The sequence below is a fragment of the Brachybacterium saurashtrense genome (genome assembly GCF_003355475.1).
Taxonomy (GTDB): Bacteria; Actinomycetota; Actinomycetes; order Actinomycetales; family Dermabacteraceae; genus Brachybacterium; species Brachybacterium saurashtrense.
The window spans coordinates 2,823,291-2,847,927 of the sequence record NZ_CP031356.1 but is presented as its reverse complement, the minus strand read 5'-3'; the positions used below and the strand labels follow the sequence as shown (position 1 = coordinate 2,847,927).

The following is a 24,637-nucleotide window of genomic DNA, read 5'->3' as shown; positions in this document are numbered from 1 at the left end:
ACATGTGCCGTCTGCTCGGCGTCGTCTCCCGCGGTGCGCTGCCGCTCACCGAGACCGTCCCCGCGGAGCTTCCCCTGTTCACAGCCCTCTCGGAACGGCACAAGGACGGCTGGGGCGTGGCCTCGTACCCGCCGGGCACGGGGGCCGACGGGGACGACCAGCCCGCCCCGGACCTCCCGCTGGTGCGGCGCGGCACGGACACCGCGCGTGCCTCGGGCGCCTACGGCCGGGCGGTCGCGGAGGCGCGCGGCGAGGTGGTGGCGGTGCATCTGCGCCGCGCCAGCGTGGGCCTCGCGCTCGAGCTCGCGAACACCCACCCCTTCGTGGAACAGGGCGTCACCTTCAGCCACAACGGCCAGTTCGACCTCTCCGCCGTGTTGCGGGAGCGGCTCCTCGCCCGCGGCGGTCGCACCCCGGCCGGCACCACCGACTCCGAGCTGTTCTTCTCCCTGATCACCGCCTGGTCCCGCGAGCTGCCGGCCCGTGAGGGGCGCCCGGACTGGGCGGCGGCGATCCAGCACGCCGCCGCCGAGCTGACCGCGCTCACCCAGGAGCTGTTCGGCCGCCCGCCGGAGTCGCTGAACTGCCTGCTCACCACGCCGGGCACCCTCGTGGCCTACGCGCAGCACGATCCCGCCCAGGCCCCGGCCGACCAGCCGGTCGAGGTGTACGACCTGCGGTGGCGTGCGGATCACGATCGTGTGCTGGTCTCCTCGACGGGCTACCCGCAGCCGGGGTTCGAGACCCTCGCGCAGGGGGCGGCGCTCACCGTGCACCAGGGCACCCTGCGGGTGGAGCGGCATCCGGCACCGGCCCTGTCGCAGCGCTGAGCGCGCCGCGCACCGACTCCCGCCCGCGCTGCATCGGTGCCGTGACCGGGCGCCGCGTGGCCGGCCGCCCTCGCCCCGTCGGTCGTTCTCTGTAGGGTGGAGGCTCCGGCAGTGACAGCTCGTCGGACCCACTGCCCGGGGAGGCCCCGTGATCGGTTTCGAGAACGTCCGCAAGGAGTACTTTGGCGGCACCCTGGCCGTGGAGGACTTCACCCTCGAGATCGCCTCGCACGAGGCGGTGGCGCTGGTGGGCACCTCCGGCTCCGGCAAGACCACCCTGATGCGGATGATCAACCGCATGGTGGACCCCACCTCCGGGCGGGTCACGATCGACGGCGAGGACGTGGCCGGCATGGATCCGGTGCGGCTGCGCCGCTCGATCGGCTACGTCATGCAGGCCTCGGGGCTGCTCCCGCACCGCACCGTGCTGGACAACATCACCACCGTGCCCGTGCTGCGCGGCACCGCGAAGGGCGAGGCGCGCGAGCGCGCCCGAACGCTGATGGAGACGGTGGGCCTGGACGCGGAGCTCGCCGCGCGCTACCCCTCCCAGCTCTCGGGCGGGCAGCAGCAGCGGGTGGGCGTGGCCCGCGGCCTCGCCGCCGATCCCAACATCCTGCTGATGGACGAGCCCTTCGGGGCGGTGGACCCGATCGTGCGCGCCGAGCTGCAGGGCGAGCTGCAGCGCCTGCAGCACGAGCTGCGCAAGACGATCGTGTTCGTCACCCACGACATCGACGAGGCGTTCCGCATCGGCGACCGCGTGGTGATCCTCCGCCCCGGCGGTCGGATCGCGCAGGTGGGCACCCCGCAGGAGATCCTCGCCGCCCCGGCCGACGACTTCGTGGCGAGCTTCGTGGGCGCGGACCGCGGCGCCCGCACCCTGCACGTCGAGCAGGTGGACGGCCGCGACGTGGTGGTGGACGCCGACGGGCGCGCCGCCGGGGTGCTCGCGGCCGCGCCCGAGGCGGACCGGCCGTGAGCTGGGTCCTCGCCAACCTGGACGTGATCGCCGGGTACACCGGCGCGCACCTGGTGCAGGCGCTGCCTCCGATCCTGCTCGCCTTCGTGCTCTCGCTCCCGCTGGCCAAGCTCGCCACCACCCGCGGCTGGCTGCGCACCGGCGTGACCACCACCTCGGGGCTGATGTACGCAATCCCCTCGCTGCCGCTGTTCGTGCTGCTTCCCGGCCTGGTGGGCACCGGGGTGCGCAGCCCCGCGAACATCATCATCGCCCTCACCCTCTACGGGCTCGCCCTGATGGTCCCCACCGCGGCGGACGGCTTCCGCTCGGTGAGCCGCGACGTGCTGGGCTCCGCCACCGCGCAGGGCTACGCCCCCGCCGCCCGCTTCCTCGCGGTGGAGCTGCCGCTGGCCGGCCCCGTGCTGCTGGGCGGGGTGCGGGTGGTGGCCGTGAGCACGATCTCCCTGGTCACCGTGGGCGGCGTGCTGGGCGTGCCCAGCCTGGGGATGCTGTTCGTGGACGGGGTGCGGCGCGGGATCGTGGCCGAGGTGGCCGCCGGCGTGGTGGTCACCGCCGCGCTCGCCCTCCTCATCGACCTGTTGCTGGTGCTGCTGGGCCGGGTGCTGATGCCCTGGACCCGCGGCCCCGAGGGGAGGCGGGCATGAACGAGTCCGGCGCCCAGAGCCCCTTCGCGCTGGCCCTGCAGTGGCTGGCGGACCCGTCCCGCTGGACCGGGGCGGCGGGGATCCCCGCCCGCACCGCCGAGCACCTCGGCTACACGGTGCTGGGCGTGGCCGTGGCCGCGCTGATCGCGATCCCGCTCGGCCTCTACGTGGGCCACACCGGGCGCTTCAAGAGCCTGGCCGTGGCGGCCGCCGGGATGGCCCGCGCCCTGCCCACCCTGGGCCTGGTCACGCTGTTCGCGCTGCTCATCGGCATCGGGCTCACCGCCCCGCTGCTCTCCTTCGTGATCCTGGCGGTGCCGTCGCTGCTGGCCGGGGCGTACTCCGCGGTGGAGGCCGCGGATCCGGCCACCGTCGACGCCGCCCGCGCCCAGGGCATGACCGAGTGGCAGATCCTCACCCGAGTGGAGATCCCGCTGGGCATGCCGCTGCTGGTGGGCGGGTTCCGCGGCGCGACCGTGCAGGTGGTCTCCACCGCGATGCTCGCCGCCTACGTGGGCAACGGCGGTCTGGGCCGGTACATCTTCCAGGGCCTCGGCTCGCAGGACTACCCGCAGATGATCGCCGGCTCGCTGCTGGTGATCGCGCTCGCCCTCGTGCTCGACCTCGCGCTGCTGCTGATCCAGCGCCTCACCGCCCCGCGCGGGGTGATCGCGGCATGAGCCCGCCCGCGACGGCCACGCCCGCGACGGCCCTGCTCGTGCCGGCCCCGCCCGGGCCGGCCCCGCGCGTGTCGGCCCTGCCCGCGACGGCCCCACTCGTGCCGGCCCCGCCCGCCCGGGCGCGCCCCGCGCGCGATCCCGTCGGCCCCCTGTCCGTCCGTCCCACTCGCATCCCAGGAGATCCCTCATGAGCATCCACTCCACCCGCCGCCACCTGCTCGGCGCCGTCGGCGCCGGCTCGCTCGCCCTCACCGCCGCCGCCTGCGGCAGCTCCGACCCCTTCGAGGAGGGTGACGGCAGCGGCTCCGGCGGCTCCGACGGCGGCGGGGCCGGCGGCGGCACCCTCGCCATCGGCTCCCAGGCCTACTACTCCAACGAGATCATCGCCGAGCTGTTCGCCCAGGTGCTGGAGGCGGATGGTCGCACCGTGGACCGTCAGTTCCAGATCGGACAGCGCGAGGTGTACATGCCGGAGCTCGAGTCCGGCGGGCTGGACCTGCTGCCCGAGTACCTCGGGAACCTGCTTCAGCACTATGACTCCGAGGCCGCCTCCGCGAGCCCCGAGGAGATCAGCAGCGCGCTCTCGGAGGCGCTGCCGGACGGGCTGCGCGTGCTCTCCTTCGCCGAGGCCTCCGATCAGGACTCGTACACCACCACCTCCGAGTTCGCCTCCACCCACTCCCTCACCACGATCGGCGACCTCGCCGGGGTGGACGAGGATCTCACCATCGCCGCGAACAGCGAGTTCGAGGTGCGCCCCTACGGCCCGGACGGCGCGAAGGAGATCTACGGCGTGGACGTCACCGTGGTCCCCGTGGAGGACTCCGGCGGCCCGCTCACGGTGCAGGCGCTGCTGGACGGGGACGTGCAGCTGGCCGACATCTACACCGCCGATCCCACCATCGCCGAGAACGACCTGGTGGTGCTCGAGGATCCCGAGTCGATGATCCTGCCCCAGAACGTGGTGCCGGTGGTCTCGGAGCGGATCGACGAGGCGGCCGCCTCCCTGATCGACGGGGTCATCGCCCAGCTCAGCGCCGACGATCTGGTGGAGCTGAACCGTCAGAGCGTGGTGGACCAGTCCAGCAGCGCGGACATCGCCTCCGCCTGGCTCACGGAGAAGGGCCTGGTCTGATGCGGATCGCGGTCACCGGGGCGAGCGGGAGGATCGGCGGGGAGGTGGCCCGGCTGCTCCACGGCATCCCCGGGATCACGCTGCGCCTCGTGGGCCGCAGCGCGGCACGCCTTCCCCGCCTCGAGGGTGCGGAGACGGCCCTGGCCTCCTTCGACGACGCGGAGGCCTGCCGCGAGGCCTTCACGGGGGCCGATGCCGTGCTGCTGGTCTCCGCCGGGGAGGCCGCGGACCGTCTCGACCAGCACCGCACCGCGATCGCGGCCCTGGCGGCGGCGGAGGTGGGGCACGTGGTGTACACGTCGTTCCTCGGCGCCTCCGTGGACGCGGCCTTCACCCTCGCCCGCGATCACGCGGCGACCGAGGAGATGCTGCGCGACGCCGGGCCGGCCTGGACGGCGCTGCGCGACAGCTTCTACGCCGACGTGCTGCTGGACTTCGCCGGGGATGACCGGGTGATCCGCGGCCCGGGCGGCACCGGTCGCTGCGCCTTCGTGGCCCGCCGCGACGTGGCCGAGGTCGCCGCACGGATCCTGCGGGACCCGGCGCCGTACGCCGGGCGGGTCCTCGATCTCACCGGCCCCGTCGCCGTGAGCCTCGCCGAGGCCGCGCTGCTCATGACCCGCGCCCGCGGCGAGGAGTACGAGTACGTCGACGAGACGATGGCGGAGGCCCGCGCCTCCCGCGCCCCCTACGGCGCCCCGGAGTGGCAGGTCGAGGCGTGGATCAGCACCTACACCGCGATCCGCGACGGCGAGCTGGACGTGGTGGGCGACGGCGTGGCCGAGGTGCTGGGCCGTGCCCCGCGCACGCTCGAGGAGACGGTCGCCGCCCCGCTGTGAGCGGCGGTCAGACGGGGCCCGCGGCGCTCAGAGCACGGCGCGGATCGAGGACTCGAACTCGGCGACGTGCTGGGAGATCAGGGCGGCGGCGCGGTCCGCGTCCCCTGCGAGCGTGGCCTCGAGCATCTCCCGCAGCTCGGTGACGTGCGCCGTGAGGCCGGGCAGGCGGTGCATCGCCACGCACCAGATGCGGGTGGAGAGGTTGTCCAGGCGCAGCAGCGTCTCGGCCAGGTAGATGTTCCCGCAGCTGCGGTAGATCGCGCGGTGCACGTCGACGTCCACCTGCAGCGCCTGGCGCGGCGCGGGCCCGTCGGGCGTCCCCTCGAGCGCGGCGAGGGAGCGGGCGGCCTCCTCGAGGGCCGCGCGCGCCGACGGGTCCCGGTTGGCGCTGGCCGCCCGCACCGCCACCGGCTCGAGGGCGGCGCGCACCTGGGTGATCGCTGCGAGCGCGGTGATGTCCACCGCGGTGGCGAAGGTGCCGCGGCGCGGATAGGTGACCACGAGGTGGTCGAGCTCGAGGCGCTTGATCGCCTCCCGCACGGGCGTGCGCCCCACGCCGAGCTCCTCGGCGATACGGCCCTCCTGGAGCGGCTCGCCGGGCGCGATCTCGAGCATGATCAGGTGGTCGCGCAGGGCCAGATAGGCCTGCTCGGCGAGCGAGCCGGCGGCAGCGGCGGTCATGGCTCCTCCTGGGCGGGTGGCGGACGGGCGACGCCCGACGAGGCGGGATCGCGGAGGCTGGTTGACACCCTCCGAGGCCCACCCTACTGTGAGTGATGAGTGATATATCAGTCATCGTCGACTGGTCGACACGCCGTCCTCCGCGCCGGCTCCCGTAGGGAGCACCCGGCCCCACGCCGAAGGGACCCCCATGGCCGACCTCCTCCCCGAGCACCCGGACTTCCTGTGGCACTCGCCCGAGCCGGCCGCCGGCTACGACGTGGTGATCGTGGGCGGCGGCGGGCACGGCCTCGCCGCCGCCTACTACCTCGCCTCCCGGTACGGCATCACGAACGTCGCCGTGCTCGAGCGGGGCTGGCTGGCCGGCGGGAACATGGCCCGCAACACCACGATCATCCGCTCGAACTACCTCTGGGACGAGTCCGCGGCGATCTACGAGGCCTCGCTGAAGCTGTGGGAGCAGCTGCCCGAGGAGCTCGAGTACGACTTCCTGTTCAGCCAGCGCGGCGTGCTCAACCTCGACCACACCCTCGGGGACGTGCGCGGCTCCGTGCGCCGCGTCAACGCCAACCGCCTCAACGGCGTGGACGCCGAGTGGCTGGACCCGCAGCAGGTCAAGGAGGTGGTGCCGATCCTCAACATCTCCCAGGACATCCGGTACCCCGTGCACGGCGCCACCTACCAGCCTCGGGCCGGCATCGCCAAGCACGATCACGTGGCCTGGGCGTTGGCGCGCAAGGCGGATCAGCTGGGCGTGCACATCATCCAGAACTGCGAGGTGACCGAGGTGATCGTGGAGAACGGTCGCGCCGTCGGGGTGGAGACCACCCGCGGCCGGATCCGCGCCGGGAAGGTGGCCCTCGCCGCGGCCGGCCACTCCACCGAGGTCTCCGAGAGCGCCGGGGTGCGCCTGCCCGTCCAGTCCCGGCCGTTGCAGGCGCTGGTGAGCGAGCTGTTCGAGCCCGTCCATCCCGCCGTCGTGATGAGCAACCACGTGCACGTGTACGTCTCCCAGGCGCACAAGGGCGAGCTGGTGATGGGAGCCGGCGTGGACCAGTACAACGGCTATGGGCAGCGCGGCGCCTTCCACGTCATCGAGGACCAGCTCGCCGCCGCCGTGGAGCTGTTCCCGATCTTCGCCCGCGCGCACGTGCTGCGCACCTGGGGCGGGATCGTGGACGTCACCGCGGACGCCTCCCCGATCATCTCGAGGACCGAGGTGGACCAGCTCTACGTGAACTGCGGCTGGGGCACCGGCGGCTTCAAGGCCACGCCGGGGGCGGGCCTCGCCCTCGCCCACACCGTCGCCACCGACACTCCGCACGAGATCAACCGGCCCTTCGGCCTCGAGCGCTTCGAGACCGGCCACCTCATCGACGAGCACGGCGCCGCCGGCGTCGCCCACTGATCGCGCTCCCCGCCCCGCCACGCCCCAGGAGGCCACCCATGCTCCTCATCGACTGCCCCCACTGCGGCCCCCGCAACGAGGTCGAGTTCCACTACGGCGGGGAGGCCCACGTGCCCTACCCCGAGGACCCCGCCTCGCTGAGCGACCGCGAATGGGCCCACTACCTCTTCTACCGCGCCAACACCAAGGGCGTCCTCGCCGAGCGCTGGCAGCACGCCGCCGGCTGCCGCAAGTGGTTCAACGCCCTGCGCGACACCCGCACCTATCGCTTCGAGCGCACCTACCCGATGGGCGCGCCGCGCCCCGCACCGCCGGAGGAGCCCCCGCTCCCGGCCGACGCCGCCGATCCGGACCTCTTCGCCGCCGCGGCCACCACCGAGGGCCGCACGGACGGCTCCCTCGCCGACGACTCCGCCGCCGACGCACTCCCCGGGAACGAGGACCACCATGCCTGAGACCCAGACCCCCCGCCGCGGCCCCGCCCACGGCATCGACCCCGCCCGGCCGCTGACCATGACGGTGGACGGCGAGACGCTGCCCGCCGTCGCCGGGGACACCGTCGCCAGCGCCCTGCTCGCCGCGGGCCGTCTCGTGGTGGCGCCGTCGATCTACCTGCGCCGGCCCCGCGGCCTCGCGGCCGCCGGCCTCGAGGAGCCGAACGCCCTGCTCACCGTGCACGACCGGCGCGAGCACGGCACCGACGAGTCGATGCTCCCCGCCACCGCCGTCGAGGCCGTCGACGGGCTCGAGGCGAGCCTGCTCAGCGGGCTCGGCACCCTCGACCCGCGCGAGGACCGCGCCTGCTACGACCACATGCACGTCCATACCGACGTGCTCGTCGTCGGCGCCGGCCCCGCCGGGCTCGCCGCCGCCCGCGAGGCCGCCCGCTCCGGCGCCCGGGTGATGCTGCTGGACGAGCAGCCGCTCGCCGGCGGCTCGCTGCTCTCCTCCCGCGGCCTGAGCATCGACGGCCAGGACGCCATGGACTGGGCCGACGGCACCGTCGCCGGGCTGCGCCGCACCGAGGACGTCGCGGTGCTCGAGCGCACCACCGTGGTGGGCAGCTACGACGCGAACTACCTGGTGGGCCTGCAGAAGCGCACCGACCACCTGGGCCACGAGGAGCGGCCCGGCGTCTCCCGCCAGCGGGTCTGGCACCTCCGCGCCGCGCAGGTGGTCCTCGCCCCCGGCGCCATGGACCGCCCCGTGGTGTTCGCCCACAACGACCGCCCTGGCGTGATGCTCGCCGCCGCCGTGCAGACCTACCTGAACCGCTACGGCGTCGCCGCTGGCGAGGACGTCGCGGTGCTCACCACGAACGACTCCGCCTGGGAGCTCGTGGCCGACCTCCACGACGCGGGCGTGCGCCTGCCCGTCGTGCTCGACTCACGTCCCGAGCCCTCCGCCCGGGCGGCGGCGGTGCGCGAGGCGACCGGCGTCGACGCCCGCTTCGGCTGGGCCGTGGTGGACACCGAGGGGGAGGGGGAGCGCGGCCGTCTCTCCGCCGTACACATCGCGCCGCTGGACGCCGACGGCGAGATCGCGGGCGAGGTCGAGACCGTTCCCGCGGACCTCCTCGCCGTCTCCGGCGGGCTCTCGCCGCTGGTGCACCTGCACTCCCAGCGGCAGGGCCGGATCCAGTACGACGAGGCGCTGACCTCCTTCGTCGCCGTGCCGTCGGTCGAGGACCAGCACCTGGCCGGGGCCGTGCGCGGCACCGCGGATCTCGCCGCCGCGCTCGCCGAGGGCGCGCAGGCCGGGGCCGCCGCCGCGACCGCCGCCGGGCACCCCGTCACCGCCCGGATCCCGCACGCCGACCCGTCGGCCCCCGCGGCGCCGGCACGGCCGCTGTGGCTGGTGCCGAGCCCGGACTCGGGCCCCGTCGGCCGCGCGAGCGAGGATCCCGAGCGGTGGACCGAACACATCGTCGACCTCCAGCGCGACCAGTCCGTGCGCGACGTGCTGCGGGCGCTCGGCGCGGGCATGCGCGCGGTCGAGCACGTCAAGCGGTACACCTCCATCAGCACCGGCGCCGATCAGGGCAAGACCTCCGGCGTCGCCGCGATCGGCGTGATGAGCGTGCTGCTGGGGGAGGAGGACCTGGGCGGCATCGGCACCACCACCTACCGGGCGCCGTATGCGCCGGTCTCCTTCGCGGCGCTGGCCGGCAGGCGGCGCGGGCAGCTGTTCGATCCCGCCCGGATCACCTCCGTGCACCAGTGGCACCTGGAGAACGGTGCCGTGTGGGAGGACGTGGGCCAGTGGAAGCGCCCCCGCTACTTCCCCCGGGACGGCGAGGACATGGACGCGGCCGTGCTGCGCGAGTGCGCCGCCGTGCGCGGCTCCGTCGGCATGATGGACGGCACCACCCTGGGCAAGATCGAGATCCGCGGCGCCGACGCCGCACAGTTCCTCAACCGCATCTACACCAACGGCTTCCTCAAGGTGCCCGTGGGCAAGGGCCGCTACGGCGTGATGTGCGGGCCCGACGGGATGATCATGGACGACGGCGTCACGCTGCGCCTGGCCGAGGACCACTTCTTCATGACCACCACCTCCTCGGGCGCCGCCGCGGTGCTCGACCACCTCGAGGAGTGGCACCAGACGGAGTGGCCCGAGCTGGACGTGTTCATGACCTCGGTGACCGAGCAGTGGACCACCATCACCGTCGCCGGCCCCCGCTCCCGCGACGTCATCGCGAAGGTGGCGCCGCACCTCGACGTCTCCCAGGAGGCGTTCGGCTTCATGGAGGTGCGCGACACCGTGCTCGCCAGCGGCATCCCGGCCCGGATCCCGCGGATCTCCTTCTCCGGCGAGCTCGCCTTCGAGATCAACGTCGAGGCCTTCTACGGCCGTGCGGCGTGGGAGGCGGTGCACGCCGCGGGCGCGGAGTTCGGGATCACCGTGTACGGCACCGAGACCATGCACGTGCTGCGCGCCGAGAAGGGCCTGATCATCGTGGGCCAGGACACCGACGGCACGATCACCCCGCACGACGCGAACATGTCCTGGGTGGTCGGCGCGAAGAAGAAGGACTTCGTGGGCAAGCGGTCCCTGGATCGTCCGGACACCCGCCGCGAGGACCGCCGGCAGCTGGTGGGACTGCTCAGCGTGGACGGCCGCACGCGGCTCGAGGAGGGCGCCCAGATCGTCGAGGCGACCACCCCGATCACCCCGGAGGAGGGACCGGTGCCGATGATCGGCTGGGTCTCCTCCTCCTACCTCTCCGCCGAGCTCGACCAGCCCTTCGCGCTCGCCCTGATCGACGGCGGCCTGGGCCGCCTCGGCGAGACCGTCCGCTCCCCGCAGGGCGACCGGATCATCGACCTCACCATCACCTCTCCCGTGCTCGTCGACCCCGAAGGAGCCCGCCGTGACGGCTGAATCCGCCCTCCCCGCACTGGACGTCCTGGAGCCGCTGCGCGCGGCCCCCGCCCGCCATCTCACCGACCTCATGGCCGCCGCCGCGGCCGACGGCCCCCGCGCCGTGACCCTGCACGAGCACGAGTTCGCCGTGCAGATCGGCCTGCGGGCCGCGCCCGGCAGCGCGAGCGCCCGCGCGCTCGAGACCGTGCTCGGCGTGCCGCTGCCGGGCGTCCACGGCGAGGTCACCGGGGATCCCGACGGCCTGCACGTGCTGCGGCTCGCGCCCGACGAGTTCCTCGCCGTGGACGTCTCCCGCCGCCAGCGCCCCGGCGACGCGACCCCCTGCCAGGACGCGCTCGAGGGCCTCCCCGGGCAGGCGGTGGACCTCTCCGCCAATCGCACCGTGCTGGTGCTCAAGGGGCCCGGCGCACGGGCGGTGCTGGACAAGAGCGTGGCGCTGGACCTCCGCCCCCGGGTGTTCGGCGTGGGCAGGGCGGAGGCGACGCTGCTGAGCACCGTCCCCGTGCTGCTGATGCGCAGCGGCGAGGAGACCTGGCGGGTGCTGCCCCGCGCCTCCTTCGCCGAGCACGTGGTGCGCTGGCTGGCCGACGGCATGACCGAGTACGGCTCCGCCTGCCCGGAGGAGGAGTCCGCGGCCCGCTCGGTGCGCCCGGCGCAGTTCGCCTGACCGCGGGTCGCCGGCCGGCGCGGCGCCGGCCGGTGGGCCGTCGGCGGGCGCGGCGTGTGCAGGCGGGCCGTCGGTGGGGCGGGGCCGACCGGGCGGTCGCCGTGACGTGGACAGCCCGGCACCGGCGAGGCAGGGTGGAGGGATGAGCACAGAGCAGAAGCACCTCACCGTGACCCGCACCGTCGACGTGGCCCCGAAGGACGTCTTCGCCGTGCTGACCCTCCCGGCCCGTCACCACGAGTTCGACGGCTCCGGGATGGTGCGCAACGCCGACGACACCGAGCGCATCACCGCCGCCGGCGAGAAGTTCGTGATGAACATGCACGCCGAGTTCATGGGCGGCGACTACCGCACCCACAACTTCGTCACCGCCTACGACGAGAACAAGATGGTGGGCTGGAAGCCCGCGCCCGAGGAGAACGGCGCCGCCCCCGCCGGCCCGCTGGGCTGGGAGTGGCTGTACGAGCTGACGCCCCAGGGCTCGGACGCCACCGAGGTGTCCCTCACCTACAGCTGGTCCGACGTCACCGACCCGGAGCTGCTGAAGCAGGTGCACTTCCCCGCGATCCCGCAGGAGGATCTCGAGGAGTCGCTGAACCTGCTCGCCGCGGCGGTCACGAAGGACTGAGGCCCGGGCACCCGGGACGCGTCGCGCCCGGCCCGTCCCCGCCGGGCCGGCCCGCGACGCGGGCCCGGGGCGCCGCCCGACCGCCCGGAGCCGCCCTGCGGGGCGTATCCTGCCAGCCCGTCCCTCGGCGACGACGAGGTCGCCGGCAGACCCCAGGAGCGCAGTCATGGCCGACGAGCCCTCTTCCCCCTCCACCGGCGCGGTGCCCGACGAGATCGTGCGCAGCGTCCTGATCGGTGCCAGCGCGGAGCGCGTGTTCGCGATCGTGCGCGAACCGGGCTGGTTCCTCAACGACGGCGAGTACCGGGAGCACACCGTCACCCGCTACGGCCCGGTCACCCAGGTGGATGATCCGGTGCACGGCTCCTTCCAGCTCGCGATCGAGGCGCACGAGCCGCCGCACCGGATCTTCTTCCGCTGGCTCGGCGGCGGCCTCGGCGACATCTCCGACGCCCCCCACAACACCGTCGAGTTCCTCATCGACCCCGCCGGCACCGCGGCGCGGAACCTGGTGCGCCTCACCGTGAAGGAGCGCGGCTTCGCCAAGCTCGGTCTCGACGAGTCGGTGCGGCGGCGCAACTACGAGGAGAACCTCCACGGCTGGAAGCAGCAGCTCGAGCTCGCCAAGCAGCTCGCCGAGGAACCCCGTCACACCACGCCCGCGGAGCAGGCGGCGGCGACGGAGCGCGGCGAGGCCTGAGCGCGGCGGCGCCGGAGCGCGGCGAGGACTGAGCGCACCCCACCGTAGTGCAACCGTGGGGTTGCACTACGGGTCTCGGCGTGCCAGGCTGGCGCCGTCGGCCGCACGGAGCGGCCGCACGGGCCGGCCCCGCGGTGTCGGCCCGGGGATCCCGAGGAGGAGCCGATGAGCACCGAGACGACACCCCTGACCACCGACGACGTCCCCGACGAGATCGTCCGCAGCATCCACGTCCACGCGAGCGCCGAGACCGTGTTCGAGGTGATCAGCGAACCGGGCTGGTTCATCAACGACGGCGAGTACCGCGCGCACGAGATCCGCCGCGACGGCGCGACCGCGACCGTGATCGACCCCGTCCTCGGCGAGTTCCAGGTCGGCGTGGTGGAGCTCGATCCGCGGCGTCGGGCGGTGTTCCGCTGGCTCGCCGGGGCCTCCGGCTCCCTCGAGGAGCATCCGGCCACCACCGTCGAGTTCGGGATCGAGCCCGACGACGACGGTGTGCGCCTCACCGTCCGGGAGACCGGATTCGCCGGGATCAGCGCCGATGCCGCCGAGCGCCGCGCCCGCTTCGAGTCGAACGACTCGGGCTGGCTCGAGGAGCTCGGCGTCGCGAAGACGCAGGCGGAGCGGCAGTGATCCCCGGGGCCTCGGCGTCATCCGGCAACGGATCCGCGCAGCTGCTCGGCGAGGACGCGGACCGCATCTTCGGTGCGCTCGGCGACCCCACCCGTCGGCGGATCCTCGTGCGCCTGGCCGAGCGGCCCGACGACGCCGGCGCCGTCGCCGCGGACCTCGACCTCAGCCGCCAGGCCGTCGCCAAGCAGCTGCGCCTGCTCGAGGCCGCGGGGATCGTCTCCGCGAGCACGCAGGCGCGCCGACGGGTCCACGTGGTCGAGGCCTCGCGGATCCGGGAGATCTCCGACCTGCTCGGACTCGTCGCCCGCGGTTGGGATCGCCGCCTGACCGGCATCGCCGAGGAGGCCGAGCGGCGACAGTGCGCGGCCGACGGGAGCAGCGGCGCCGGAGACTGAACGTCACCCCGCCGCGCCGCAGGTGAGCGCACTATCCTGGAGGGATGGGCAGGGTCACCGACAGCACACGGATCCGCACCGTCCGGGTGCGCGACGGGCGGCTGTACGCCGGGCGCAAGGGCGACCACGTCGCCGTCGAGGAGCCGCTGGACATCCGGCTGAACGGACAGCAGCTCTCCCTCACCATGCGCACGCCGGGGCACGACGTCGAGCTGATCCACGGCTTCCTCCACGGCGAGGGGCTAATCGCGCACCGCGAGGACGTCTCCGAGGCCCGCTACTGCGACGGCGCCGTGGTGGACCCCGGCAGCGGCGTCCCGCAGAACACCTACAACGTCATGGACGTCACCACCGCCCGGCCGCAGCTGCTTCCCCACGTCGCCCGAGCCTTCACCACCAGCTCGGCCTGCGGGGTGTGCGGGGCCGAGAGCATCGACGCGGTGCGGCGGAAGAGCCGCTACGCCCTGCAGACGGAGTGGCGCCTCGACCCCCGGGTGCTCCTCTCCGCCGCGCGTGCGCTCTCCGCGCAGCAGGCCGTCTTCGCCCGCACCGGCGGGGTGCACGCCGCCGCGCTGGTGGACCTCGAGGGGAACCTGCTGGTGGTGCGGGAGGACGTGGGCCGCCACAACGCCGTGGACAAGGTGATCGGCTGGGCCCTGATGGCAGACCGGCTGCCGCTGCGGGACTGCGTCCTGCTGGTCTCCTCCCGGGCCAGCTTCGAGATCGTCCAGAAGGCCTGCATGGCCGGGATCCCGCTGCTGGCCTGCGTCTCTGCCGCCAGCTCCCTCGCCGTCGAGACCGCCGAGGCGTTCGGCCAGACCCTCCTGGGCTTCGCCCGCGCGGGCGAGGACGGCGACGGCCGCATGAACGTCTACAGCGGCGAGCAGCGGCTGGACCTGGACGCCGCCGAAGGGTGACGGGGCGGGGCGTGTCGCCTCAGCTCCCGCGACAGGCAAGTCGCGGAGAATTGCGTCTTTCTGAGCCACTTCCCGCCCGGAAGTGGCTCGGAATCTGACCCGATCGCCTGGGCTGGGCTGGGCTGGGCTGGGCTGGGCTGGGCTGGCTGCCGGGCACGTCTCCTCCACACTGCCGCGTCGTCCACCGCGGGGCACAGGGCCGAGCCGGAGCCGGCCCGGATGCCTACGGTCAGCCGCATGCGCAAGTCCCTCGACCGGTACGGCGGTGCCCTGCTGCATCGAAGCAGATGGCACGAGCTGGGATTCCACACGCGCGACCTGGCGTCGCAGAGTTTCAGGACGGTGTTCCCCGGTTATCACACCCCGACCGATCACCCCGCGACCTTCAACGCGATGGGGTCCGTGCTGCAGAACCGCGTGCTCCCGGGCGCGGTGCTGAGTCACTCCACGGCAGCGGTTCTCTGGGGCATCCCGATCCCGCTCGTCCTCGACAGCGGCGTCGACATGCTTCGCGCCGGCGTCGTCGTCGGTCCGGCGGGCGTCGAGCAGATCCCCTCCGTCGCTCCGGGGATGACCTTGCGTGACGGAGCGAAGCTCCCGCTCCTGCATGCTCGTGTCGACAGAGGAGGGAGCTCGGGTCTCGGGCGGGGAGCCGTCGTCCATCGTCTGCGGGCCGGGCCGACGGCGTCGGTCGGGAGGCTGGTCGTCTCCTCGCCGTCGGAGGTGTTGCGGGAGCTCGCGTCACAGATCCCGCTCTGGGACCTGGTCGCCGCGGCCGACGGGGTGGTCGGCCCGGAAACGCAGTGCACGGAGGCGACCCTGGACTCGCTCGTGGACGAGATCGCCGAGGGCAGAGGGCGCCGGGGGACGCCGCGTGCCCTCGCCGCGCTCCGCCTCGCCCGCACGAGGGTGCGCTCTCCGGGCGAGACGATCTTCCGCCTGCTTCTCGCGGAGGCCGGTTTCCCGGAGCCGACGCTCAACCATCCGGTGCCGGACCCGGTCACGGGCGGGACCAAGGAGATTGACCTTGCCTGGGCCGAGATCGGCCTCGGCCTGGAATTCGACGGCGACGGACACCGCCTCACCAAGGGGCAGTGGCGGGACGACGAGCGGCGGCGGGACGAGCTCGCGTCCCGCGGCTGGACTCTCAGCCGGGCGAACGGGAAGGACCTGTTCTGGCCGACGCGCATTCTGCTCCGACTCCGACGCACGATGGCGCAGCGGGGACTGCGCGTACCGGACGACGCTCGAGTGCGCAGCACGGTTGTCGACATAGGGCGGCGCGAGCTCTCGACGCGCATTGCCCGACGACACCGGTGACGGCTCCACTGCTGCCGCCCCCGCTTCCGTCGTCGTCCCCGTCACGCCGGGGGAGCGGGCCACCCTGCGAGAAGTGCGTGATTCTGAGCCACGTCGGTGCCAGAAGTGGCTCAGAAATGCACCAGAACTGAGAGGCAATACCGCTGCCCACCGCCCACCGCCCACCGCCCACCGCCCACCGCCCGCCCCCGCCCCGCTCACCGCAGGGCGAGCAGGCTCGAGGCCGTGATCTCGTCGAGCACCAGGTCGGTGGCGAGGCCCGCCCTCAACGCCGCCCGCAGCGGCAGCGCCTTGCGGGAGCCGGAGGCCACCAGGAGCCGGCGGGGGATCCGCAGCAGGCGGTCCGGCGGCGTGCCCGAGCCGCGCTGGTTCATCGCGATGTCGCGGTAAGTGCCGTCGGCGCGCAGGAACACGGTGCACACGTCCCCCACCGCCCCGTCGGCCCTCAGCGAGCGCAGATCCGCGCCGGTGAGGTAGTTGTGGGTGTAGACGTGGCTGGGCACCTCCGCATCGAACGCGCCCACGCTGAACACGGCGACCGTGGCCTCGCGCTGCACGGCCAGCACCCGCTGCACCGAGCGCTCCCGCCACATCGCCTCGCGGGTGCCGGGGAAGTCGAAGAACGCGGGCACCGGGAACTGGTGCACCGTGGCGTCCCAGCGCGTGGCGGCCCTTGCCAGCACTGCCGAGATGTAGGCCAGGCCCGAGCCCTCGACGTTGATCGCGCCGTTGAGCTGCACGATCCGCAGGCCGGGCACCGGGCGGGAGCGGATCGTGCTGAGCAGCTCCGCGATCGTGGTGCCCCAGGCGATGCCGAGCGTGGAGCCGGGCTCGAGCATCTCGTCCAGCAGCTCGCCGCTGGTCTCGGCGACGGTGCGGAGGCGGGCGCGCTGGTCGTCGCCGGGGGAGGCGGGCACCACGTGCGCCTGCACCCCGTACTGGCGGGCGATGCGGCGTCCCAGCTCCTCGATCCGCTGCGCCTCCGGCGGGCGCAGCGAGATCCGCACCAGCTCGGCGTCCCGTGCATCGCGCAGCATGCGCGAGACGGTGGAGCGGGAGACGGCGAGCTTCCCGGCGATCGCCTCCATCGTCTGCCCCTCCTCGTAGTACATCCGTGCAACGGAGTAGAGGTCCTGGAGGCGGGAATCGTGGCTCACGGACACTAGTCTTGCACGTTCGTGCACCCGGCTTGCGATCCAGTGCACGCCGTTCGAGGATGGCGCCGATCACCCCGGCAGGGCGTCGCGCCGCATGCGCCGCCTCTCCGCGGGTCAGGTCGGGACCAGCAGGCGTCGATGCGAAGGAGCAGCCAGTGTCCGATCAGCAGCGATCCGCGCTCACCCCCGCGGGGCGTGCGGAGCATCTGGGCCGCCTGCGCGCCGCGACGGCCGATTCCCCGCTCGACGTTCTCGTGGTGGGCGGCGGCGTGAACGGCGCCGGCGCCGCGTTCGACGCCGCCACCCGCGGCCTCTCCGTGGGCCTCGTGGAGACCCACGACTGGGCATCCGGCACCTCCTCCCGCTCCTCCAAGCTCATGCACGGCGGCCTGCGCTACCTGCAGATGCTCGACTTCAAGCTCGTGGCCGAGGCGCTGCGCGAGCGGGACCTCCTGCTCGAGCACACCGCCCCCCACCTGGTGCGGCCCGTGAAGTTCGTGTTCCCCTTCTTCAAGAAGGTGGTGGATCGCGCCTTCATCGGCTCCGGCGTGGCTCTCTACGACGCGATGCAGTCGATCGGCCGCAAGCGTGCCGTGCCCTTCCACCGCCACCTCCTGCACGAGAAGATGCTCGAGGTGTTCCCGGGACTGGACGGGGACAAGGCCGTGGGCGCGCTCGAGTACTACGACGCCCAGATGGACGACGCCCGTTTCGTGATGATGCTGGTGCGCTCCGCCGCGCAGCTCGACGCCGCCGCCGCGAACTACACCACCGTGATCGAGTACCTCCACGAGGGCGAGCAGGTGGTCGGCGCCCGCGTGCGCGACGAGGAGACCGGCGAGGAGTTCGACGTCCACGCCCGCGAGACCATCCTCGCCGGCGGCGTGTGGACCCAGGAGCAGCAGGAGCTCGCCGGGGCCGACGCCGGCCTCGAGGTCCTCGCCTCCAAGGGCATCCACATCACCGTGGCCCGCGACCGCATCCCCGCCGTGCCGGACACCGGCATCATCACCCAGACCGAGAAGTCGGTGCTGTTCATCATCCCGTGGGACGAGTACTGGGTGATCGGCACCACCGACACCCCCTGGACCCAGGACCCGCGCGACGTCGGCGCCACCGGCGAGGACATCGACTACGTCCTCGAGCACGCCAACGCCGTGCTAAAGGACGACCTCGCCCGCGAGGACGTGATCGGCGTGTACTCCGGGCTGCGCCCCCTGCTGCAGCCCGTGAGCAAGGGCGCCGACAAGGGCTCCACCAAGGTCTCCCGCGAGCACACCGTGATGGAGGTCGAGCCGGGCCTCACCGCGATCGCCGGCGGCAAGTACACCACCTACCGGGTGATGGCCGAGGACGTCGTGGACTTCGCGATCAAGGACTCCCAGCCCGGCCGTCCCAGCCTCACCCGCACCGTGCCCGTGATCGGCGCCCAGGGGTACGAGACCCTGGTGCGGGACAGCCAGGAGATCGGCCGACGGTACGGGTTCGACGAGATCCGCACCGACCGGCTGCTGTTCCGCTACGGCGCGCTGCTGAGCGACGTGCTCGCCCTGATCGACGAGGACCCGACGCTGGGCACCCCGCTCGAGCACGCCCCGCGCTACCTGCGCGCCGAGGTGCTCTACGCGGTGCGCGCCGAGGGCGCCCGGCACCTCGCCGACGTGCTCGAGCGCCGCACCCGCCTGGACTACGAGACCCGCGACCGCGGGGTCGCCGCGGCCGACGAGATCGCCGCGCTGATCGCCCCCGAGCTCGGCTGGGACGAGCAGGCCGTGCGGCGCGAGGTCGAGACCTACCGGGCCCACATCGAGGCACGGCTGGCCGGCGAGTCCACCTCGTCGGACGCCGAGGCCGCGGCCCGCATCAGCACTGCCCCGGAGGTGCCGCCGACGTCCTGACCCCTGCACCGCCCGCCCCGGCGACCTGGCGGGGCGGGCCCCCTTTCCCCTCTGCGCGCACCCGCGTGCGGAATGAGTGCGGACCCCCGCACGACCCCCTGGATGCCAACGATCCCGCACCGATGCGGGATCGCTCGACGAGGAGGCCCCATGGCAACCATCTTCCTGTACGAGATCGCCGGTACGGCGATGCTCACCCTGCTCGGCGGCGGCGTCGTCGCCAACGTGATCCTGGGCAAGACCAAGGGCAACGGCGGCGGCTGGCTGCTGATCAACTTCGGCTGGGGCCTCGCGGTCTTCGCCGGTGTGTGGACGGCGTACAAGACCGGCGCCCACATCAACCCCGCCGTCACCGTGGGCCTGATCGCCAACGGCGCCGCGGAGTTCGCCCCCGGGATCCCGGTGACGTTCGGCAACACCATCGCCTACTTCCTGGCGCAGCTGATCGGTGCCTTCCTCGGCGCCGTCGTGGCCTGGCTCGCCTACAAGAACCACTACGACCAGGAGACGGACGCCGGCACGATCCTCGGCACCTTCTCCACCGGCCCCGAGATCCGCTCCTACGGCTGGAACGTGGTCACGGAGATCATCGGCACCTTCGTGCTCGTGTTCATCATCATCATGTTCGGCAACACCCCGCACCAGCTCGGCCCGCTCGCGGTCGCGCTGCTGGTCGTGGGCATCGGCGCCTCCCTGGGCGGCCCCACGGGGTACGCCATCAACCCCGCCCGTGACCTCGGGCCGCGTCTTGCCCACGCGATCCTGCCGATCCCGCACAAGGGATCCAGCGACTGGGGATACTCGTGGGTGCCGATCGTGGGCCCGCTGATCGGCGCGATCCTGGCCGGCCTGGCCGCCGCGGCCTTCTGAGCCGCTCGCCGTGACCGGATCCTCCGCGGAGGGTGCGGTCACGGCGCCCCGCCGGACTTCCCGGCGTGGGGCCCGGGCGCCGCTGCGGCGACCCGCCGGGCAGTGCGCCCGGGCCCCGTGCACCACCCCTGACCATCCGCTCATCACCACGAAGGAGTTCCGATGACCGACCAGAAGAACTACATCCTCTCGATCGACCAGGGCACCACCTCCACCCGCGCGATCGTCTTCGATCACGCCGGGCAGATCGTCTCCACCGGCCAGAAGGAGCACGAGCAGATCTTCCCGAAGTCCGGGTGGGTCGAGCACGATCCGCAGGAGATCTGGCGCAACACCCGCTCCGTGGTGGGCGAGGCCCTCACCGGTGCGGACATCAACCGCCACCAGCTCGCCGCCGTGGGCATCACGAACCAGCGCGAGACCGCGGTGGTGTGGGACAAGAACACGGGCGAGCCGGTGTACAACGCCATCGTCTGGCAGGACACCCGCACCCAGAAGATCTGCGACGAGCTCGCCGGGGACGCGGGCGCGGACAAGTACAAGGAGCGCGTGGGGCTGCCGCTGGCCACCTACTTCTCCGGTCCCAAGATCAAGTGGATCCTCGACAACGTCGAGGGTGCGCGCGAGAAGGCGGAGGCCGGCGACCTGCTCTTCGGCAACACCGACTCGTGGCTGGTGTGGAACCTGACCGGCGGCACCAGCGGCGGCATCCACGTCACCGACGTCACCAACGCCTCCCGCACGATGCTGATGAACATCGACACCCTCGACTGGAACGAGGACATCGCGAAGGACATGGGCATCCCGGTCTCCATGCTCCCGGAGATCAAGTCCTCCTCCGAGGTGTACGGCCACGGCCGCAAGAACGACCTGCTCATCGACACCCCGATCGCCGGCATCCTCGGCGACCAGCAGGCGGCGACCTTCGGCCAGGCCTGCTTCGAGATCGGCATGGGCAAGAACACCTACGGCACCGGCAACTTCATGCTGGTGAACACCGGTGAGGACCTGGTGCACAGCCAGAACGGGCTGCTCACCACCGTCGCCTACAAGATCGGCGACAACAAGGCGATCTACGCCCTCGAGGGCTCGGTCGCGGTGACCGGCTCGCTGGTGCAGTGGATCCGCGACAACCTGGGCCTCATCAAGAGCGCCCCGGAGATCGAGGACCTCGCGAAGCAGGTGGACGACAACGGCGGCCTGTTCGTGGTGCCGGCGTTCTCCGGCCTGTTCGCCCCGCACTGGCGCTCCGACGCCCGCGGCGTGATGGTGGGCATGACCCGCTTCCACAACAAGAACCACGTGGCGCGCGCGGTCCTCGAGGCCACGGCCTTCCAGTCCCGCGAGGTGCTGGACGCCGCGGTCGCCGATGCGGCCTCCGAGGGCGTGGAGCTCACCGAGCTCAAGGTCGACGGCGGCATGGTCATGAACGAGACCCTGATGCAGTTCCAAGCCGACATCCTCGGCGTGCCCGTGGTGCGCCCGAAGGTCATCGAGACCACCGCGCTCGGCGCCGCCTACGCGGCCGGCATCGCGGTGGGCTACTGGGACGGCGAGCAGGACGTCATCGACAACTGGGCCGAGGACAAGCGCTGGGAGCCCCAGATGGACGAGGAGACCCGCGACCGGTACATGCGCCTGTGGCGCAAGGCCGTCGAGCGCACCCTGGACTGGGTCGACGACGACACCGAGGCGCTGTACGGCTGATCGACGAACTGCGGGCGTGGAGCGGTCGGCGAGGGACGAGCCGCCCGTACAGCGCCCGCGGGAGGAGATCAGCAGTCGAGCACGGCTGATCGCGTCCAGATCGACGCTCGGACCAGGATCCCTGCCGGATCCTGGTCCGTTCGTCGTTCTCGGCACAGCGGGTGAGTGCAGTGGGCGAGTGCAGCGGGCGGGCACGGTGGGCGAGCGCAGTGGGCACCCCTCCGACGCCGTGACCCACGCCACCTGGGGCGTGCGGATGTTCACGAGAACATCACTGTCGCGCAACGACAGCTGTACATGGCCGCTCATCGGCGTACTGTCAAGCCCGTCCTGGTGCCCGGACGCCCTGTGCGTCCCGTCGGTGACTCGATCGGTCGCCGATGCCCGACGTCAGGATGGTCGCGTGCTGTGTCCCGCGAGTACGAGTCGCGGTGGGCAGTGCGCGGGAATCCCTGTCCCCCGCCCCTTCGTCCCCTGAGATCGGAGCCTCCTCATGGATCTCGCATTCAAGATCATCGCACTGGTCATATATTTCGGCGTCATGGTCGGCATCGGCCTGTACGCCTTCCGGAAGACCTCCGACGGTGAGGACTACATGCTCGGCGGGCGGCAGCTGCACCCGTTCACCGCAGCCCTCTCCGCCGGAGCGTCGGACATGTCCGGCTGGCTGCTGATGGGCCTTCCCGGCGCCCTGTACATGGGCGGCCTGGTCTCGGCGTGGATCGCCGTGGGCCTCACCATCGGCGCCGGCCTGAACTGGTACTTCGTGGCCCCGAGGCTGCGTCAGTACACGCAGATCGCCGACAACTCGATCACCGTGCCGAGCTTCTTCGGCAATCGTCTGCACGATCGCACGCACATCCTGCGCATCGCCGCCGGCGTGATCATCCTGCTGTTCTTCACCTTCTACGTCTCCTCCGGCATGGTGGCCGGCGGTCTGTTCTTCCAGTCCACCTTCGGCGGCTCGTACCTCACCGGCATGCTGATCGTCGGCGGCGTCACGATCCTCTACACCCTCTTCGGCGGGTTCCTGGGCGCCACCTACACCGACGTGGTGCAGGGCCTGATCATGCTGGTCTCCCTGATCGCCGTGCCGCTGGTGGCGATGACCGTGGTGGGCGGACCGGCGGAGATGTTCGCCTCCGTGCGCGAGGTCAACGCGGACTTCGGCTCGATGACCGCGGGCGCCACCGTGGTGGGCGTGATCTCCTCCCTCGCCTGGGGCCTGGGCTACTTCGGCCAGCCCCACATCATCGTGCGCTTCATGGCGCTGCGCTCCTCCCGTGACGCCAAGTACGGCTTCACCGTGGGCATGAGCTGGATGGTGCTGTGCGTGATCGGCGCCGTCTTCACGGCACTGGCCGGCCTGGCCTACTTCCAGCAGAACCAGGATGCCGTCCTCACCGACACCAAGAGCGGCGAGACCGTGTTCCTGGACCTCTCCCAGCAGCTGTTCCACCCGCTGATCGCGGGCATCCTCCTGGCCGCGGTGCTCGCCGCGATCATGTCCACGATCTCCTCGCAGCTGATCGTCTCCAGCTCCGCGCTGGTGGAGGACCTCGTGGGCGGGTTCGGCGTGAAGCTCAGCCCCACCGGGGCGCTGTGGGCCGGGCGGATCGGCGTGCTCGCCGTCTCGGTGATCGCGGTGGTCATCGCCCTGGACCCGGGGGCCTCCGTGCTGAACCTGGTGGGCTTCGCCTGGGCCGGCTTCGGCGCCGCGTTCGGCCCGATCGTGCTGCTGTCGCTGTTCTGGCGGCGCCTCACCGCGGCCGGTGCCGCGGCGGGCATGGTGGCCGGTGCCGCCGTGGCGTTCCTGTGGGGCCAGTCCTGGGGCGCGGAGGATCAGCCGCTCGACGTCACCTGGGGCCTGTTCGGCGGGGACCACCTCTACGAGATCGTGCCCGGCTTCCTGATCTGCCTCGTGCTCGCGGTGGGCGTCAGCCTCATCACGCCGCGCCCGGCGGCGACCACCATGGAGGAGTTCGACGACATGCTCGAGACCCTCGAGACCGGCGAGATCCCGGTGCACCGGGAGACCTCGCAGTCCGGCACCACGGCCTGAGCGGACGGCCCGGCCGGTCGCGCCCCGAGCGGCTCGGCCGGCCGGCACCTCCCGACGCCGACGGTCCGGCAGGCACAGTCCGACGGCCCGGCGGGCGGAGCATCGCGCTCCTGCCCGGCCGGGCCGCCGTCCGTCGTGCGCTCAGGCGCCGAACAGCACCTCGTCGGCCGGGCCGCGCATCCCGGGACGCGCGGCGAACAGCGAGCCGGCGGCCGGGTCCTCGCCCTCGGGGAGGTTCTCGCGGCTGGTGGTGATCAGCAGCGTGGAGCGGTCCGCACCGCCGAAGGTGCAGGCCGTCACCTGCCGCGCGTCCACGTCGATCCTCTCCGCGACCGCGCCGCCGGCGTCGAGCCCCAGCACCTGGGCGCCGCCGAACATCGCCACCCACGCGTTCCCCTCGGCGTCCAGGCACAGCCCGTCGGGGAAGCCCTCCTCCTCGCCGAGATCCGCGAACGGGCGACGCTCCACCAGGCCGTGCTCGTCGGACCAGTCGTAGAGGTCCACCCGCCGCGTGGGGGTGTCGATGTGGAAGGCGCGCGTGCCGTCGGCGCTGAAGGCGAGGCCGTTGGAGATCGTGAGGCCGTCGAGCATCCTCTCGGTGGTGCCGTCGGGGTGGAGGCGCCACATCGCCGAGCCGCCCGGGCGCTGGTCGTAGGCCATCGTGCCGCACAGGAACGACCCGTCGGGCGCGACCGCCCCCTCGTTCATGCGCACGTCCTCCTCCCACAGCGGCGGCAGCGCGGTGATCGAGCCGTCCGGGTCCTCGAGGGCGAAGCCCTTCTCGAGCGCGAGCACGGCGCCGCCGCTGGAGGCAGGGCGCGCGCAGGCCACCACGGAGCCCGGCGTGGGCAGGCGCCGCACCAGGCCGTCGGGGCGCTCGGTGGCGAGCCCGGGACCGCTGAGCGCCTCGGCGCCCAGGTGCAGCATGTCCCCGGCGAGCAGGTCCATCCAGCGCAGCCCGCCCCAGGCCTCGGACCAGTACGGCCCCTCGCCGTGGTGGCAGAGCGACTCGGTGAGACGTTCGGCGTGCATGGGACCTCCTGGGACGGTGGGATGCGGCCGACGAGCGCGTCGTCGCTGGGGCCACCGTA

The 24,637-nt window shown here is 72.7% G+C and carries 23 protein-coding genes; 20 read left to right on the top strand and 3 right to left on the bottom strand.

What is annotated here, in order from left to right; all coding sequences use genetic code 11:
• Positions 1 to 2 precede the first annotated feature (2 nt).
• The 6 genes from DWV08_RS12765 to DWV08_RS12740 all read left to right on the top strand — a co-directional run bounded on the left by DWV08_RS12765 (position 3) and on the right by DWV08_RS12740 (position 5,113).
• Complete coding sequence (locus DWV08_RS12765; RefSeq protein WP_115414146.1) at positions 3 to 830, top strand: class II glutamine amidotransferase; 828 nt, start codon at positions 3 to 5, stop codon at positions 828 to 830.
• A 148-nt stretch (positions 831 to 978) separates the two neighbouring features.
• Positions 979 to 1,812, top strand: a complete 834-nt coding sequence (locus DWV08_RS12760; RefSeq protein ID WP_115414145.1) for an ABC transporter ATP-binding protein — start codon at positions 979 to 981, stop codon at positions 1,810 to 1,812.
• Entirely contained in the window at positions 1,809 to 2,459 is a 651-nt protein-coding gene (locus DWV08_RS12755) for an ABC transporter permease (RefSeq protein WP_115414144.1), read from the top strand. Before DWV08_RS12760 ends, DWV08_RS12755 begins: the two co-directional genes overlap by 4 nt.
• Positions 2,456 to 3,139 carry an ABC transporter permease gene (locus DWV08_RS12750; protein WP_115414143.1) on the top strand — a complete coding sequence of 228 codons (684 nt, stop codon included), beginning with the start codon at positions 2,456 to 2,458 and terminating at the stop codon, positions 3,137 to 3,139. Before DWV08_RS12755 ends, DWV08_RS12750 begins: the two co-directional genes overlap by 4 nt.
• A gap of 187 nt (positions 3,140 to 3,326) precedes the next feature.
• Complete coding sequence (locus DWV08_RS12745) at positions 3,327 to 4,274, top strand: ABC transporter substrate-binding protein (RefSeq protein WP_115414142.1); 948 nt, start codon at positions 3,327 to 3,329, stop codon at positions 4,272 to 4,274.
• Positions 4,274 to 5,113, top strand: a complete 840-nt coding sequence (locus DWV08_RS12740; RefSeq protein ID WP_115414141.1) for an SDR family oxidoreductase — start codon at positions 4,274 to 4,276, stop codon at positions 5,111 to 5,113. Before DWV08_RS12745 ends, DWV08_RS12740 begins: the two co-directional genes overlap by 1 nt.
• Positions 5,114 to 5,140: 27 nt before the next feature.
• On the opposite strand, the gene DWV08_RS12735 is transcribed toward DWV08_RS12740, so the two are convergent.
• Complete coding sequence (locus DWV08_RS12735; protein WP_115414140.1) at positions 5,141 to 5,794, bottom strand: GntR family transcriptional regulator; 654 nt, start codon at positions 5,792 to 5,794, stop codon at positions 5,141 to 5,143.
• A 190-nt stretch (positions 5,795 to 5,984) separates the two neighbouring features.
• Here DWV08_RS12735 and DWV08_RS12730 point away from each other — a divergent pair, with 190 nt between their 5' ends.
• From DWV08_RS12730 to DWV08_RS12685, 10 genes are all read left to right on the top strand, one after another.
• Positions 5,985 to 7,202, top strand: a complete 1,218-nt coding sequence (locus DWV08_RS12730) for a sarcosine oxidase subunit beta family protein (protein ID WP_115414139.1) — start codon at positions 5,985 to 5,987, stop codon at positions 7,200 to 7,202.
• A gap of 38 nt (positions 7,203 to 7,240) precedes the next feature.
• Complete coding sequence (locus DWV08_RS12725; protein ID WP_115414138.1) at positions 7,241 to 7,657, top strand: sarcosine oxidase subunit delta; 417 nt, start codon at positions 7,241 to 7,243, stop codon at positions 7,655 to 7,657.
• Positions 7,650 to 10,586 carry an FAD-dependent oxidoreductase gene (locus DWV08_RS12720; RefSeq protein ID WP_115414137.1) on the top strand — a complete coding sequence of 979 codons (2,937 nt, stop codon included), beginning with the start codon at positions 7,650 to 7,652 and terminating at the stop codon, positions 10,584 to 10,586. Before DWV08_RS12725 ends, DWV08_RS12720 begins: the two co-directional genes overlap by 8 nt.
• A 70-nt stretch (positions 10,587 to 10,656) precedes the next feature.
• Positions 10,657 to 11,256, top strand: a complete 600-nt coding sequence (locus DWV08_RS12715) for a sarcosine oxidase subunit gamma (RefSeq protein WP_420897507.1) — start codon at positions 10,657 to 10,659, stop codon at positions 11,254 to 11,256.
• A 142-nt stretch (positions 11,257 to 11,398) separates the two neighbouring features.
• On the top strand, positions 11,399 to 11,884 hold the full coding sequence (locus DWV08_RS12710; protein ID WP_115414135.1) for an SRPBCC family protein: 486 nt from the start codon (positions 11,399 to 11,401) through the stop codon (positions 11,882 to 11,884).
• 166 nt (positions 11,885 to 12,050) lie between these two features.
• Positions 12,051 to 12,584 (top strand): SRPBCC family protein, encoded by a 534-nt coding sequence (locus DWV08_RS12705; RefSeq protein WP_115414134.1) that lies wholly within the window; start codon positions 12,051 to 12,053, stop codon positions 12,582 to 12,584.
• 165 nt (positions 12,585 to 12,749) lie between these two features.
• On the top strand, positions 12,750 to 13,220 hold the full coding sequence (locus DWV08_RS12700) for an SRPBCC domain-containing protein (RefSeq protein ID WP_115414133.1): 471 nt from the start codon (positions 12,750 to 12,752) through the stop codon (positions 13,218 to 13,220).
• Positions 13,217 to 13,615 carry an ArsR/SmtB family transcription factor gene (locus DWV08_RS12695; protein ID WP_241237235.1) on the top strand — a complete coding sequence of 133 codons (399 nt, stop codon included), beginning with the start codon at positions 13,217 to 13,219 and terminating at the stop codon, positions 13,613 to 13,615. The genes DWV08_RS12700 and DWV08_RS12695 overlap by 4 nt, the downstream gene beginning before the upstream one ends.
• A 44-nt stretch (positions 13,616 to 13,659) precedes the next feature.
• The gene (gene fdhD, locus DWV08_RS12690) at positions 13,660 to 14,532 is read left to right on the top strand and encodes a formate dehydrogenase accessory sulfurtransferase FdhD (protein WP_115414132.1); all 873 of its coding nucleotides are present in this window, start codon (positions 13,660 to 13,662) and stop codon (positions 14,530 to 14,532) included.
• A gap of 237 nt (positions 14,533 to 14,769) precedes the next feature.
• The gene (locus tag DWV08_RS12685) at positions 14,770 to 15,852 is read left to right on the top strand and encodes a hypothetical protein (RefSeq protein ID WP_127097480.1); all 1,083 of its coding nucleotides are present in this window, start codon (positions 14,770 to 14,772) and stop codon (positions 15,850 to 15,852) included.
• Positions 15,853 to 16,049: 197 nt separating this feature from the next.
• Here the strand turns inward: DWV08_RS12685 and DWV08_RS12680 are convergent, their stop codons facing one another.
• Positions 16,050 to 17,009 (bottom strand): sugar-binding transcriptional regulator, encoded by a 960-nt coding sequence (locus tag DWV08_RS12680; protein ID WP_115415025.1) that lies wholly within the window; start codon positions 17,007 to 17,009, stop codon positions 16,050 to 16,052.
• 155 nt (positions 17,010 to 17,164) lie between these two features.
• On the opposite strand from DWV08_RS12680, the gene DWV08_RS12675 reads away from it, so the two are divergent.
• From DWV08_RS12675 to putP, 4 genes are all read left to right on the top strand, one after another.
• Positions 17,165 to 18,907 (top strand): glycerol-3-phosphate dehydrogenase/oxidase, encoded by a 1,743-nt coding sequence (locus DWV08_RS12675; protein WP_115414130.1) that lies wholly within the window; start codon positions 17,165 to 17,167, stop codon positions 18,905 to 18,907.
• Positions 18,908 to 19,057: 150 nt separating this feature from the next.
• Positions 19,058 to 19,777 (top strand): MIP/aquaporin family protein, encoded by a 720-nt coding sequence (locus DWV08_RS12670; RefSeq protein ID WP_115414129.1) that lies wholly within the window; start codon positions 19,058 to 19,060, stop codon positions 19,775 to 19,777.
• 162 nt (positions 19,778 to 19,939) lie between these two features.
• On the top strand, positions 19,940 to 21,484 hold the full coding sequence (gene glpK, locus DWV08_RS12665) for a glycerol kinase GlpK (RefSeq protein ID WP_115414128.1): 1,545 nt from the start codon (positions 19,940 to 19,942) through the stop codon (positions 21,482 to 21,484).
• A gap of 493 nt (positions 21,485 to 21,977) precedes the next feature.
• Positions 21,978 to 23,546, top strand: coding sequence for a sodium/proline symporter PutP (gene putP / locus DWV08_RS12660; RefSeq protein ID WP_115414127.1), 1,569 nt, complete (start codon positions 21,978 to 21,980; stop codon positions 23,544 to 23,546).
• Positions 23,547 to 23,687: 141 nt separating this feature from the next.
• Here the strand turns inward: putP and DWV08_RS12655 are convergent, their stop codons facing one another.
• Positions 23,688 to 24,578, bottom strand: a complete 891-nt coding sequence (locus DWV08_RS12655) for an SMP-30/gluconolactonase/LRE family protein (protein ID WP_115414126.1) — start codon at positions 24,576 to 24,578, stop codon at positions 23,688 to 23,690.
• Positions 24,579 to 24,637 lie beyond the last annotated feature (59 nt).